The organism is Cognaticolwellia mytili (assembly GCF_002104475.1).
GTDB classification, from domain to species: Bacteria; Pseudomonadota; Gammaproteobacteria; order Enterobacterales; family Alteromonadaceae; genus Cognaticolwellia; species Cognaticolwellia mytili.
Window position 1 is genome coordinate 62,267 of sequence record NZ_NBOF01000001.1, and the last position, 14,753, is coordinate 77,019.

General features: G+C 38.6%; 9 protein-coding genes. 4 read left to right on the top strand and 5 right to left on the bottom strand.

The features are described 5' to 3' along the window. Nucleotides 1-179: 179 nt before the first annotated feature. Entirely contained in the window at nt 180-2,189 is a 2,010-nt protein-coding gene (locus B7C41_RS00220) for a tetratricopeptide repeat-containing sulfotransferase family protein (RefSeq protein ID WP_328590750.1), read from the bottom strand. A gap of 130 nt (nt 2,190-2,319) precedes the next feature. Next, entirely contained in the window at nt 2,320-4,974 is a 2,655-nt protein-coding gene (locus B7C41_RS00225) for a TonB-dependent receptor (protein WP_085296757.1), read from the bottom strand. A 223-nt stretch (nt 4,975-5,197) separates the two neighbouring features. Here B7C41_RS00225 and B7C41_RS00230 point away from each other — a divergent pair, with 223 nt between their 5' ends. Further along, nucleotides 5,198-7,150: a BCCT family transporter gene (locus B7C41_RS00230; protein ID WP_085296758.1), complete on the top strand. Its 1,953-nt coding sequence runs from the start codon at nt 5,198-5,200 to the stop codon at nt 7,148-7,150. Here B7C41_RS00230 and B7C41_RS00235 read toward each other — a convergent pair. Further along, the gene (locus B7C41_RS00235; protein WP_085296759.1) at nt 7,147-7,650 is read right to left on the bottom strand and encodes a MarR family winged helix-turn-helix transcriptional regulator; all 504 of its coding nucleotides are present in this window, start codon (nt 7,648-7,650) and stop codon (nt 7,147-7,149) included. The genes B7C41_RS00230 and B7C41_RS00235 overlap by 4 nt on opposite strands. Nucleotides 7,651-7,865: 215 nt before the next feature. Here B7C41_RS00235 and B7C41_RS00240 point away from each other — a divergent pair, with 215 nt between their 5' ends. Continuing rightward, a complete protein-coding gene (locus B7C41_RS00240; protein ID WP_085296760.1) occupies nt 7,866-9,086 on the top strand; it encodes an Nramp family divalent metal transporter in 1,221 nt (406 codons plus the stop codon). Nucleotides 9,087-9,229: 143 nt separating this feature from the next. Here B7C41_RS00240 and B7C41_RS00245 read toward each other — a convergent pair whose 3' ends face one another. Continuing rightward, the gene (locus tag B7C41_RS00245) at nt 9,230-9,880 is read right to left on the bottom strand and encodes a LiaF domain-containing protein (RefSeq protein ID WP_085296761.1); all 651 of its coding nucleotides are present in this window, start codon (nt 9,878-9,880) and stop codon (nt 9,230-9,232) included. Between the two features lie 354 nt (nt 9,881-10,234). Then, nucleotides 10,235-12,079 carry a M2 family metallopeptidase gene (locus B7C41_RS00250; RefSeq protein ID WP_085296762.1) on the bottom strand — a complete coding sequence of 615 codons (1,845 nt, stop codon included), beginning with the start codon at nt 12,077-12,079 and terminating at the stop codon, nt 10,235-10,237. Nucleotides 12,080-12,853: 774 nt separating this feature from the next. Here B7C41_RS00250 and B7C41_RS00255 point away from each other — a divergent pair. After that, complete coding sequence (locus B7C41_RS00255; RefSeq protein ID WP_085296763.1) at nt 12,854-13,480, top strand: TetR/AcrR family transcriptional regulator; 627 nt, start codon at nt 12,854-12,856, stop codon at nt 13,478-13,480. A 189-nt stretch (nt 13,481-13,669) separates the two neighbouring features. Further along, the gene (nagZ, locus tag B7C41_RS00260; RefSeq protein WP_085296764.1) at nt 13,670-14,689 is read left to right on the top strand and encodes a beta-N-acetylhexosaminidase; all 1,020 of its coding nucleotides are present in this window, start codon (nt 13,670-13,672) and stop codon (nt 14,687-14,689) included. Nucleotides 14,690-14,753 lie beyond the last annotated feature (64 nt).

Below are 14,753 nucleotides of genomic sequence, written 5' to 3' on the forward strand. Positions count from 1 at the left end.
TATTAAAACGACAGCCACTACCGCACTGGTATAACACAGCGTAACCTGAAACTTTTTCAGTTTACGTTCTTTGCTAAATAACGCGACGATAGCGCCTAAAAGTACTCCTGCCATGAGCGCGAGCATTATTGAATAGGTAAATATAAATATGTATTCCACTGTTTTGCCTTTTATTTAGCTTAATCAATATTTAGCACTTTTTTTAATGGTGCTAAATGCTGCTCAAAGTGACGCCATTGTTCAGTGGCACTTTTATAAATGGGCTGTCGCACTTGCTCAGAACTGGGTGTTTTAATGTTACGTTTGGTTTTATGAAAATCAAGACAAGATTGTTCAAATTCTAAACCACAAAAATCAAGCATTCTTCGCACTTGCGTCTCTAAGTCATCAACAACGTCTTCATGATTCACAGTTAAAACGTATTCTGGTAATACCTCATCCCAATGCGCCATCAATTTTAGGTAAGCTTGGTAGTAACGACCAATATCTTCAAGGTTGTAACTAAAGTCTTGTCCTTCGGCAAACAATTGCTTAAATCCGCTGAAACAACATGCCATAGGAGAGCGCCTAGCATCAATGATTTTTGCATTGGGGAGTATCAATCGAATTAAGCCAATATGGAGAAAGTTGTTCGGCATTTTATCGATGAATAATGGTGCCTGCTCTCGATACACTTGAGTTTCGTCAATAAACTGTTGGCCAAACCGTTGAAAATATTCTGGTTTTATTTCATTCAAGTTTTTTGGATATTGGCTCTCTGGGTTATTACTTTGATTGCTACGTCCACGTAAGCGCGCTGCCAAGCCCAAAATATTGTGCAATTCCATAGTGCCGTCAACTTGACTATGTGAGGCGAGTATTTGTTCAAGTAATGTTGAGCCCGCACGCGGTAGGCCGACAATAAAAATAGGATCTGGTGCGTTAAGGCCTAAATCGCCACGGTTTTTAAACAACTCAGGAGTACAATATTTTACTTGTTCGGCAACCTGCTGTTCTATTTTATTAATGTCAAAACCATTGTGAGCATGTTGTAGGTCATTGCCTTGTTGATATGACCGAAAAGCTTGGCTGTATTCTTGTCTGTCTTCATAAGCTTTACCGGTAGCAAAATGCAGTTGAATTTTATCCGTCAGCGCTAAACCTTCTAGATCTTGCTGGTCTTGCATTTGCGTAATTTCTTCGTCGCTAAAGCGGTAAGTTTTTGTATTGGCTAGGCTCCAAAAAGCATCACCATAACTTGGCTCTAGCTTATAGGCTTGCTGATATGCGGCAATGGCTTTTGTTATGTCGCCTTTGGCTTTAAAGGCATGACCTAATTGTAAGTGAAAGCCAGCAACAGGGCTATTTTGCAACTCGCTTTGTGCTATAGCTTGTTCAAACAAAGTGGTGGCTTGGCTTATTTCGCCTAAACCCGTTAAAACGTTAGCTTTAGCCACTTTAAAACTTAAGTTTTCTGGTTGCTCATGCAATAACGTTTCAACCTGTTGTTCTGCTGCTTTGTATTTACCTATTCTGATTAGTAAATTGAGGTATTGTGAGCGAGCGTAAATATGTGTTGGCGCTAACTCAAGCGCACTGGCAAGTAGAAACTCTGCATCATCGTAAATTTTTAATTCAATACCTATTTCAGCCAGTAAGCACATACCTTCGATATGTCGTTTATTGTTCTGTAAAAACTGTCGGCAGATTTGTTCAGCTTTTAGTAATTTACCCTCATGCATTAGCTCTGTAACGGCGAGTAGAGCGGGTGGTAATTGCTTTAGTTTAGCTAGATGATTTGCCGTCTTTTGCACTTCATCCATTTGCTTAGCTTCACGATATAGCTGAATTAACTCTTGCCAACTGGCAACTAAGCTAGGGTTGAGCTGTATTGCCTGTTCAAAAGAAGTTTTAGCTGCCGTAGATTGTTTCAAGGCGAGATTAATATAGCCTTGTTCTTGATAAGCCCTACTGTGTGAACTATTCAGTTTAAGCAGTTCTTGAATACTAATAAACGCTTGAGAAAATGATTTTTCATAACGTTGAGCAACGGCAATTAAATACCATAACTCTACTTGTTGCTCTGTATCGGTTGTTTGTTGTTGTAATTGCTCCGCTTGCTTAATTGCTTGGTCGAACTTTGCCGTTTGTATTAACTGTTGAAGAGATTTTAATTGTGATGCCATTATTGGCTGGGTGGATTTGTTCAACGGTAAACTCCATGGAAAATTAGCGAATTATTGTTATTGTAAGCAAGCAGTACTTTAGCAATAAAAAGCCGCTTGATACAAATACCAAACGGCTTTTAGGCTTTATAGATTTATTAAGCGTTATTAATGTTTAGTAAAAGTCATAAGAAAACCTAAAGCCGACAGTACGAGGTCTATTGGTGACAACTTTTGGAGTAAATTGCTGCGTATCAATATACAAAACAGCGCTTTTATCGGTTAAGTTGTCGATAAAAAACTCCGCTTTCCATTCGTCGTTTGTTACGCCAAAGCTTAAATTTGCTAGTACATAACTATCTTGAACGTAGCGTCCGCCTGCGAACGTTTGACCGTTACTATCTTGATAGTTAACACCAGAATAAACATCAGCTTCTTTTTCAATGCTTAAGCCTGAACCCGTGCCGTAAACCAAGTTAGTGGTATCTTCTAGTACATATGCATCCATGGTCATACTGGCAAGTCTTTCTCCGGTGTAACTAACCGAAGCATTGACATACCCTGTCATATCTTTCGATATATGATAGAAGTATTGTGCTTGCAAATTTCCTGAAAATTCAGCGGAATATGGTAACCGACTACCAACTGATGGTGCAATGCCTTCAAGTTCAGCATTGATTGAGCTGAGCTCTGTATCAATAAAACTAAAAGCACCCGATATAATCAAATTATCAGTCGCTGCCCAAGTAAAGTCACCATCAATACCTTTAATCTCAGCGTCACCTACGTTATCGGTGAAAACTAAAAAACTGATATTCGTTGGATCAAATCGCGATGTTTGCAGGTCGGATATTTTCGAATAATAAGCTGTTGCATTGAAGCGTAGCGTTTGATCCAACAAGGTAGACTTAAAGCCAAATTCAATATTGTCTAAGCTATCAGTGGTTGAATAAACCGGAATGCGAAAACCGTCAAATGCACCTTCCTGATTTTTTGCTAAACCGCCGCCGACGCGGTTAGTGACAGGCGGCCTAAAGCCCTCGGAATAGGCTGCAAACAACATTACTTCATCTGATACTTGCCAATCAATCGATGCTTTTATAATAGTGTCATCAACGGTTAGCGAACCATTGCTATCAAGTAAACTGGTGTCTAACTGACCACTGGTAATGGCTGCTTGAATTGCCGCCGCTTCATCAGCGCCAAAAAACTCTGTTAATGCGGCATCACTACCATCTCCAAAGGCGCGAAGTCTGCCACTGACATCAACAGTTGTTGTCGCCCCTTTAAAGCTGTCTTCAATTTCATACCAACGAGCGCCAAAACTTGCGGTAACAGTGTCGGTTATATCAAACTCTAGCTGACCAAACAGCGCTACTTGATCTATGGTATGGGTTATATCATTAACGAAGCTAATTTCAGAAGAAAAAGGCCCGCCATTACTATTGATGCCTTCAGTACCCGCAAGTGTTTTTTGTAAGTTGGCAAAATAAGGTAAATCAGTATTACCTAACTGAAATTGACCAACGGTTGATAACTCTTGGGAATCGTAGAAAACACCAGCGGTAACACGCCAGCGATTTTCAGCTGAGGTATTTAAACGTAACTCATGGGTGGTACGTGAAGTACTGGTTTCTTCTTTATAAAACTTAGTTGGGTCAACACATTCTTGTGTTTCTGGTGTACCTGCATAATTACAAGCATAGTAGGCAGCAAACGAGCCGCCATTGGTGTAACCGGTATAATCAATGGTTGAATTGATATCTCTGTCTAAGTAACCACCGGTATAAACAATATCAAGGTGCTTAAGTCGGCCTTCTAACGTCCAAGTCGTTAAACCAAAATCATCATTATTATTTTCTGGTACAAAACGATTGGTAGATGACTCACCTTCAAGGTTCGGATCGTAAGCAAATACACCTTCTGTATCGAGAGATTGCTGAGTATGTTGAACTAATAGGTCCCAGTCATTATTGATCAAATAAGATAAGCCAAAACGGGCTCCAGCATAATCTGCAGTGTTAAAATTATCTTCAACTAAAGCATCATTTTTGGGCGCGATAACAGGAACATCTTCAGGGTTTGTTAATGCGCCACCAGAAACTCGGCTGATAACAACTGGACTACCGGTGTAACCGCCTTGACCTGGAACATTTAAGATATTATCTATCCAGCCACCTTGATGATCATTGTAGGCAGCAACACGTATAGCAAGTGAGTCACTTAAAGACATATTAAAATATGCTTCAAGCGAATTACTTATATCTCCACCTTTAGTGAAACCAGTACTGGTATCCAAACCCGCTGAAAAACCATCATGATTAGGCTTGTTAGTGATTAAGCGCACTGTACCTGATTGTGAACTAGCACCAAAGAGGGTACCTTGTGGCCCTGGCAATACTTCGACCCGCTCAACATCGGTCGCGTAGATATCTAAATTACGGCCTTGCATCGATACTGGCTGTTCGTCCAAATAAAAGGCTACCGATGGTTGTAATGCTTGTACTGATGAAACTGCAATACTGGTTTGTGTTGTTGCAGCGCCGCGAATATAAATTTCATTTTGTCCGGGGCCTGTGCCTTGAAAAACTACGTTGGGCAAAAACTCAACATACTCGTCAAAGTTTGATACACCAAGTCGCTCTAAGTTGTCGCCTGTTATTGCAGTGACAGTAACGGGAACTTCTTGAATGGATTCAGAACGTTTAGTTGCGGTAACTTCAATTATTTCTATTGCTGCTTTGTCTTTCTTTTTTGTTTCTTCGGCGTAGAGAGAGCCTGATGCTGCGAGCGCTGTTAAGACGGCACAATGCAGCTTAGTAAGTTTCATATTTATTATCCCCTGGCATTTTTATTGTTTATCGGTTAAATACTGTTAGAGTTCTAACTATATTTATCCTCAACTACAGCTTAGCAATATATATTAATTTTTTCAAAAACTTAGCGAATTCATGTTTATTTGTTTAATTGTGATAGCTAAGGGCTAGGGTGATTGTTTACAGGAAGATTTAACCAGATATAATATCAATACAAATTAAATTTAGGGGAACAGCTTGCATTCATCCACTAAGAGCCTATTAAATAAGCACGTATTTCTTAGTGCTTCATCCATTATTATTGCTCTTTTACTATTTACAGCAGCAATGCCCAAACAAGCTCAGGACTTTTTTGCAGTTATTCAAGCAAGCATTATTGATAACGGCAGTTGGTTTTATGTGCTCACCGTTGCATTTATCTTCTTTTTTGTGATCTTTTTAGGGCTTTCTCGCTATGGGGAAATACGTTTAGGCCCCGATCACGCGACACCTGACTATTCTTTAGTTACTTGGCTTTCCATGCTTTTTGCCGCAGGCATGGGTATTGGCTTAATGTTTTTTGGTGTTGCTGAACCGCTGATGCATTACTTATCACCGCCGACAGCTGAAACTGGCTCGATTGAAGCAGTGCAAGAAGCGATGAAAATGACCTTTTTCCATTGGGGGCTTCATGCATGGGCTATTTATGCCATTGTTGCCTTAGTGTTAGCGTACTTTAGTTATCGACATAATTTGCCGTTGACCTTACGTTCAGCGCTGTATCCGTTAATTGGCGAGAAAATATATGGCTGGCCAGGACACTTAGTTGATGTTTTTGCTGTTGTTAGTACGGTTTTTGGTGTTGCTACCTCGTTAGGTTTAGGGGCTTCACAAGTTAATTCTGGCTTTGGTTATTTATTTGGTATTGATGTTTCGACTACTAATCAAATTATAATCATGTGTGGTATCACTGCACTCGCGGTGATATCGGTTATGTCTGGTTTAGATAAGGGTATTCGAAGGTTGTCTGAAGCTAATATGATTCTAGCTGTCGTTTTGCTAGGGCTAATTTTTGTACTTGGCCCTACGGTGTTTTTATTACAGGCCTATTTGCAAAACATCGGTGATTATTTAGCTGATATAGTACACAACACCTTTAATTTATTTGCATATAAAAAGACTAGCTGGATAGGTGGTTGGACAATATTTTATTGGGGCTGGTGGCTAGCATGGGCACCTTTTGTCGGTTTATTTATTGCTCGAATTTCACGTGGCCGTACAATTAGAGAATTCATTTTAGGTGTTATGCTAATACCTACTGTATTCACGTTATTGTGGATGACTATTTTTGGTAATAGTGCCATTGATTTGGTTTACGACCAAGGAGTTGTAGCACTCGGAGAGATGGTAAGTAAAGACTCTTCCGTAGCTTTATTTGTTTTTCTAGAAAACTTCCCATTGGCGACAGTATTGTCTTTCTTTAGCGTGTTAATGATTGTGATATTTTTTGTCACTTCATGTGATTCCGGGGCTATGGTTGTAGATATGCTTTGTTCGCATGGGCGAAATGATACGCCGCTATGGCAACGTATTTATTGGGCTGTTGGTATTGGTGTAGTTGCGGCAATATTGTTGCTAGTAGGGGGGCTTAGCGCCTTACAAACCATGACCATTGCTAGTGCTTTACCGTTTGCTATTGTGTTGCTGTTGGCGATTATCGGTTTAATTAAAGCGCTTAGAGTTGAAGCTTTTAAGCAAGACAGTCAGCTTATTGCGGCAATACCGCATTCAAGTAATGAGAATATTGATAGTTGGCAAGCACGTTTGAAAAATATAGTGGATTACCCAAACAAAACCAATGTTAATAAATTCATTAGTCAAACTATTGAACCTGCATTTGAATTAGTGGCTAAAGAGCTACGAGAAAACCAAATCAATGTTGATATCTCACATGAAAATGGCCTGAGTTTTATTGTCGACCATGGTGAAGAGCAGAAATTTGTTTATCGGGTATTAGCACGCAAACATTCACAGCCAGATTTTGTGTCAGAAGCTGACGATGATGATGAGCAAAGCTATTATCGTGCAGAAGTTCACTTAGAAGAAGGCGGGCAAGATTACGATATTATGGGCTGGTCAAAAATGGCAGTGATCAATAACATTATTGATCAATACCATAAGCATCTACATTTCTTACACTTGTTACGTTAACCTTTTGGAGCGTCGGCTTTATTGATACTGCTGGCGCTCATCGCATTTAGCTCTAATAATGGCGCGGCATCTATTTTATCAGCGTTCATCATTTCTGATAATCGTTCCATTGACGACAATAGTTGAGACTGTTCCCATTGAGCTAAGTTTGAAAATTTATCAATAAAGTGCTCCTGCAAAGCTTGCGGAGCCTTCAGTAAAATCGCCTTACCGTCATCAGTTAAATACAGACCTACTTTACGTTTGTCTTGGGTATCACGTACTCTTGATACCAACCCCTTATTTGCTAATCTATCTAAAATATTTGTGACCGTAGCAGGGCTTAAGTTTACACTTTTTGCGACTTGGCTTGAGTTCACCCCAGCTACTTTCTCTATTTCTAGCATTATCAGTAATTGTGGGCTAGTTAGGCCCGATGTTTTACTAAGTTGCTTTGAATGTAAATCTATTGCTCTAATTACTTTTCTTAACGCAATTAATAATTCTTGATGTTTTTCCATGACATTACGCTTTTAACTTTGAATTGTCGTAGTTTACTTAAAATTAAAAGTAGCGCCTAGAAAATAATTTAAAAATTTAGTGTCTAATTTTAACAGTGAATGTGACCGACATATTTTACTCTTGAAAAACATCATGTGTACTTCAATTACCGAATAGGTATGATGAAGTTAAAGCTAACAACCTTATAAATATAAAAATAACAAGGTATGCAAATATGAAACTTCCAAAAATTGGCCCCGCTTTTTTAGTGACTGCTGCGTTTATTGGTCCCGGTACGGTGATTACCGCATCGATGGCTGGCGCTAATTATGGCCTATCTTTAGTTTGGGCACTGCTTTTTGCTATGTTCGCCACGTTAATTCTACAAGAAATGGCAGCAAGATTAGGCATTGTTAGCCAACAAGGATTAGGCGAAAATATTCGCCAAGCGTTTACCCAACCTTTTGTTAAGTCAGTAGTTGTTTTCTTAGTGGTTAGCGCCATTGTAGTTGGTAACGGTGCTTATCAAAGTGGCAATATATCGGGAGCAAGTTTAGGTTTAGTCGGCGTTACAGAACAACTAGGTTGGCAGGTTAACTTTTCCAATATTATTTTCCCTATTGTTATCGGTATCATCGCTTTTTTACTATTAATTACTGGTAGTTATAAAGTAATAGAGCGAGCGTTAGTGGTTTTAGTTGGCCTGATGAGTGTAGCTTTTGTGGTGACATTTTTTTTAAGTGACCCTCAGTGGCAGCAGTTAATGACTAGTTTTGTTGCTTTTAAATTGCCAACAGGAGCAACACTGACGGTCATCGCGTTAATTGGTACCACGGTTGTACCTTATAATTTATTTTTACACGCCTCAACGGCAAGTAAAAAATGGCATAGTGCAAAAGAGATATCATCAGCAAGACAAGATTTATTTGTTTCTATTCCGTTGGGTGCTTTGATATCAGTAGCGATTCTTTCAACGGCGGCATCAGCTTTTTTTGGTCAGCAGTTGAGTTTACAAAGTGCCGCTGACTTAGCGCCTGCGCTACAGCCACTGTTTGGCGAGTCTGCTAGTATTTTTCTTGGTTTAGGGCTGTTTGCTGCTGGAATATCATCTGCAATAACAGCGCCTTTAGCGGCGGCCTTTGCTTTAAGCGGTATTTTAAACTTAGAAAAGAGCCTTAATGCCCTTGGCTTTAAAATGACTTGGATGATGATACTAATTATTGGTGTTGTAGTTAGTAGTGCTGGCTTTAAGCCTGTTGCGGTTATTTGGTTTGCACAAGTGGCTAACGGCGTACTTTTACCTTTGATCAGTATTTTCTTATTGTGGATTATGAATACGCGTGTACTAGGCGAACATCGCAATAACTTATGGCAGAATATTGCAGCGATTGTAGTGATTTTTATTACATTACTATTGAGTGGGCGTAGTCTGATGTCAGCATTTGGTTTATTGTGAATACTTACTATCTGTTTATTCTTTACTCTACTTACTGTTTAGTTTAGTCACTTATAAATTTTTCAATGAAAAAGCGTAATGCCAAACACCATTATATGGCATTATGCTTTTATGTGAGTTTTAAGACTATAAAGTTTAGCTATTTATTTTTCGACATCGAAAGCTGACTTCAAATTATTAGCGAAAGCAATAAACTTTTCTTTAATCGTTCTTTTAATCGCAACACTCAATGAACCCAATACAACTTTACCTTCAATGGTAATAATTGGCGCTTGTCTGTTTGCCATAGAAGGGGCCTTATTTTCAATACTACTGATGATGCCATAGGTTTTACATACGACATTGACGTTTTCAGGCACGTAAATTTTACTACTACCGAGAATGCAGTTAATTTTAATTGTTACATTTTGTTGTTGAAAAATTGCATCGGTAAAGTCGAGGGTCGATTCTGCTGAAATATTCTGTAAGGTAATAACTTTCGGCACATACCACTGGCCACTGCGTTCAATGCTACCTAGAATACTTTTTAAATGTAAAACGTCATCACTACTATTTGTTGAATAGCTAGGAGTAAATTGATGTTCTTTTTTATCAGTGTAATTACTATCAGCTTTTAGCGTTAAATCTTCGACGAGATCGACAATTTCTTGGTGAGACTCACTATTCATTGCTTGGTCTAATCGACGCTCAAATGCCTCTGATGAAATAATACCATGGCTGTAGTTATGTATTAATTGGTCAATTGTTTCTTCACGTACCTGCTCTATTGGGCGATCTTCAAGAATTACTGGCATACTCATCTCTCCGTAGATTCTGTTTTAATTACTTCGTTAAAACACTTATGTGATGAACAGAAGCAAAGATAGGGCCAAAACTTAAAACATATAAAATTCAGTTGCTTATATTTTATTTGCTTTTTTATTTGTGCTTTTTAATGTAAAACTTACTACTAATTGGTGAAAAAAGCATAATGAATAAAATTAAAATTATAACTTTACTATATTCACTACTATTAGTGGTAATTTGAGTGACGGTAATATTGATTTTTACATGACGAGTATTAATATTTCCCGCTGGAGTACTTATTAAAAAGCCCTTAGGCTTGATACTTAAGGGCTTTATTTATTACTTGCTAATATTTTTGAACTCTAAAAGCCGCACTGTTTACCCTGGTTTTTCTCTTTTAACCAAGTGTGTAAAGGTGCGAAGTAATCGGTAATTGCGGTTGCATTCATTTGCTCGCTACCAGTCAATACCTTATACGCTTCTTGCCATGGTTTACTAGAACCCATCTCAAGCACTGTATTTAACGCTTTACCTGCATCTTTATTGTTATAGATAGAACAGCGATGGATTGGATCGGTGTTACCTGATATTTCACATAGAGCTTTATGAAATTCAAACTGCTGGATGTGAGCTAAGAAGTAACGAGAATAAGGTACACCACCTGGTACGTGGTACTTGGCACCTGGATCAAATGCATCGGAATCACGGTCAATAGGAGCTGCTACTCCTTGATATTTTTCACGTAATTCCCACCAAGCAGTGTTGTAATTTTCAGGTGTAACTTCACCTGAATATACCTTCCAACGCCATTGGTCAACCATTAAACCAAATGGAATAAAGGCTATTTTTTCTAATGCCATTTTCATCAATAAACCAATATCTTTTGATTCATCTGGAATAGTGTCAATTAAGCCAATTTCTTTTAAGTATTTTGGTGTCACTGAAAGAGCAATGGTGTCACCAATGGCTTCATGGAAGCCATCATTGGCGCTGTTTTGATAATATACTGGCTGATTTTGGTAAGCACGTTGATAAAAATTGTGCCCTAATTCGTGATGAATAACAGAAAATTCTTCACCTGTTTTTTGGATACACATTTTAATACGAATATCATCTTTAGCATCTAGATCCCAAGCTGACGCATGACAAACTACATCACGATCCGCTGGTTTGGTGAATAATGAACGCTGCCAGAAAGTTTCAGGCAATGCATCAAAACCAAGTGAGGTGAAGAAAGTTTCTGCGCCTTTAACCATTTTGATTTCGTCATAGTTATTTGCAGCAAGCTGCTCAGTAACATCATAGCCTGGATCTGCATTTTCAGGTGCAACTAAGTCATAAATGTTACCCCATGACTGCGCCCACATATTACCTAGTAAATGTGCTGGAATAGGCTGGTCTTGTGGTACTTTATCTTCGCCGTAAGTTTCACCTAGTTCAGAACGCACGTAACAATGTAAGTCATCATATAGTGGCTTTACTTGTCCCCATAAGCGGTCAAGTTCTTTAGCAAACTCATCAGCAGGCATATCGTAATTTGAACGCCACATTGCGCCTAGATCTTTGTAACCTAAACCTTGAGCACCCTCGTTACCAAGCTCTGCTTGACGAATATACAATGGTTTCATGTCTGGACTGATTGTTCTCCAACCTTGCCACATTTCTAATAACTCATTGTAGTCACGAGAGCTTGCCATTTTGGCTGTCATTTGACCGAGGCTTAAAGTTTCACCTGCTTTTGTAGTGTAAGAGCCTTTACCGTACATGCTACCTAGTTCAGCACCTATCTTTGCTAATTCAGCTGATTTTACTGAGTCTTGTGGGGCTGGCATTACTAAACTTTGTTTCAAAATATTTAGCTTGCGGCGTTGATCTGCGCTGACTTCAACGTGATCAAATTTTGCAGCAGCCATCGCAAAACGAACACCCGCTTCTGTTGATTTTTGATCGGCAGCAGCAGCTAGCGAAGAAGTATCTTCAGTAATGAAGTTGGAATTAATCCAAGCGGCACGACTGCCTTCAAGGTTCAACTGTACGAGTTCTTTTTCTGTACTTGCTAAAAACTTTTCAGCATCTTTTGCCGTAAGCACTTGGCTTACGCTTTTTACTGCTGCAGTTTCTGTTGCAACTTTGCTATCACCATTACAAGCAGCCAAGCTTGCAGCAACTAAAATAGCTGCAGTGGTTAGTTTAAATGTTGGTTTCATAATTATCCGTTATTTTTTGTTAGCGCTTAGGCAGCGCGTTAGTTAACGTAAGAATAAGCTCGTGGCTATAGTAGAATGAGATTGAATGGTTAGCAATAGTATTGCATTTTATCGTACTAAATTTGGTAGACTTGATAAATTTTGTATAAAAAAAAGCTCAGCGAAAGAGGGCTGAGCTGCTATATAAAATATACTAGGGAAAGTATGAAATCTGCTTTTCAAACGAAAAGCAAAATAATAATATCGGTAATTGCTGTTTTTAACTGTGACCTTCCTGTAACAGTTTGTAATCAACTAGCGTAACAAGTGAATTTTTGAACAAAAAAAAGCTCAACCAATAAGTTGAGCTAAAAATACACTAGGGAGAGTAAAATAAAATCACTATTCAAACGTTTGGGTTTAAAAGTTGAAATAATAATATAGGTTAAGTGTGTTTTTTACTGTGTTAATTAGGTAAAAGTTTGTAAAGAGCCCCGCTAATTTAAAATGTTGGGTATGAAATCAAATTGGTGAAAGAAGAATTTTAGAGAAAAAAAAGCTCAACCAATAAGTTGAGCTAAAAGTATACTAGGGAGAGTAAACAAAATCACTATTCAAACGTTTGGGGTTTAAAAGCTAAGATAATAATATCGACTAAGTGTGTTTTTTACTGTGTTAATTAAGTAAAAAATTGTAATGTATAATTCTCATAACAGATGGTTGCGTTATTTTAAACGCTTGTTTAAACTGACTGTATTAATTTCATAAACATTCGATATATGGCGCTATAGACCTATGAGCACAAAGAACAAAATATTAGATGCCGCAGAGAACCTGTTTGCTGATAAAGGTTTTAATGGAACCTCTCTACGTGAAATCACTAGTCAAGCGGAAGTAAACCTAGCTGCGGTAAATTACCACTTTGGCTCGAAAAAAGAATTAATTAAAGCCGTAATGTCGCGCTACATGAATGAGTTATCGCCTCGCCTAGAGAGTGCCTTAATAGATGTTTGCCGTAATGATGAACTTAGTTTAGTCGATGTTTTTTCTGCTTTTATTGAGCCACTGTTATCGCTAAATGATTTTAAAGATAACGGAACCAGTAACTTTCTGCAATTATTGGGGCGAGGTTACACTGATAGCCAAGGTTTCTTGCGTTGGTTTTTAACCACGCAATATCCGGGTGTTATTGATAACTTTGTGCTAGCTGTTCAAAAAGCTTACCCGGAATTAGGTGCAGAAGAAATGTTCTGGCGTCTGCATTTTACTATGGGAACTGTGGTATTTACGATGTCTTCAAGTGATGCCTTAATTGATATTGCCAAAAGTGATTTTGAACGCAGCTTACAAATATCAGATGTTATACGTAATGTTATTCCATATGTCGCCGCTGGTGTTGGCGCTCCTATGCCGCAACTTTAATAGGTGTTAATGCTGGCAGACGTAACCTTGTGGCATAACACTTTGAGATCAAGATCACCAACAACATAAAGCTTGTGGCGGCTGAACGTGTAGATTGTTAAAATTATTAGCATTTAATTAGTTACCGGCCTTTGTTTGTTAAGTCTAATTCGGTAGAGTAGCAGCATCTTAAATTATTGAAGTGCTGCTATGGGCCCGGTTATGATTGATGTGCAAGGCACATCACTTTCACAAGAAGATAAAGAAATCCTCCAACATCCATTGGTCGGAGGTTTAATTTTCTTTACTCGCAACTACCATTCACCGGAACAAATCACCGAGTTAAGTACTCAAATTCGCAGCACAGCGCGAAAACCATTGTTAATAGCAGTAGACCATGAAGGTGGCCGTGTGCAGCGTTTTCGTGACAGATTTTCACTGATCCCTGCTATGGGTAACCTTTGGCAAATGGCAAAGCAAAATTTATCGCTTGCAAAGTCACTAGCGAAACAAAGTGGGATTCTAATGGCACTTGAAGTACAAGCGGTTGGTATTGATATTAGCTTTGCGCCAGTACTCGATATTAATAACATCAGTGATGTCATTGGTGATCGAAGCTTTCACCGTGAAGTTGACTACGTTACAGAGCTAGCTGAAGCGTTTATCAGTGGTTTACATTTAGTGGGCATGAAAGCAACAGGTAAACATTTTCCTGGCCATGGCAGCGTAAAAGCTGATTCTCATATTGATTTACCGATAGATATTCGCTCTAAAGCCGATATATTTCAGCAAGACCTTATGCCGTTTAAGCAACTGATTGCTAAAGGAAAGGTTGACGCGTTAATGCCGGCGCATGTGATATTTCCAGAAGTTGATAGCCAAGCTGTTGGATTTTCTCGCTATTGGCTGCAAAATATTCTTCGCGAACAACTAGGCTTTAACGGTGTTATTTTCAGTGATGATTTATCAATGGAAGGGGCGGCGAGTGTTGGTGGCTATATTGAGCGTGCAGAAGCTGCGCAAAGTGCTGGCTGCGATATGTTGTTACTTTGTAATAATCGTCAAGGCTGTGTTGAAGTTTTAGATGGCGCAAATATATCTACCAATGTGCAAAGTAGTGAAAGGCTTGCTAAATTGCTAAAAAATCCACATCAAAGTAATGATTTTTCAACACTTGCTAGCAATCAAAAGTGGCAAGAAGCAAGCGAACTTATTAATCGTTATCGATAAGTTTTAAATAAAAAACGTTCAAATAAAATATAAAAAGAAAAAACATAAGAATAAAAAACCGGAC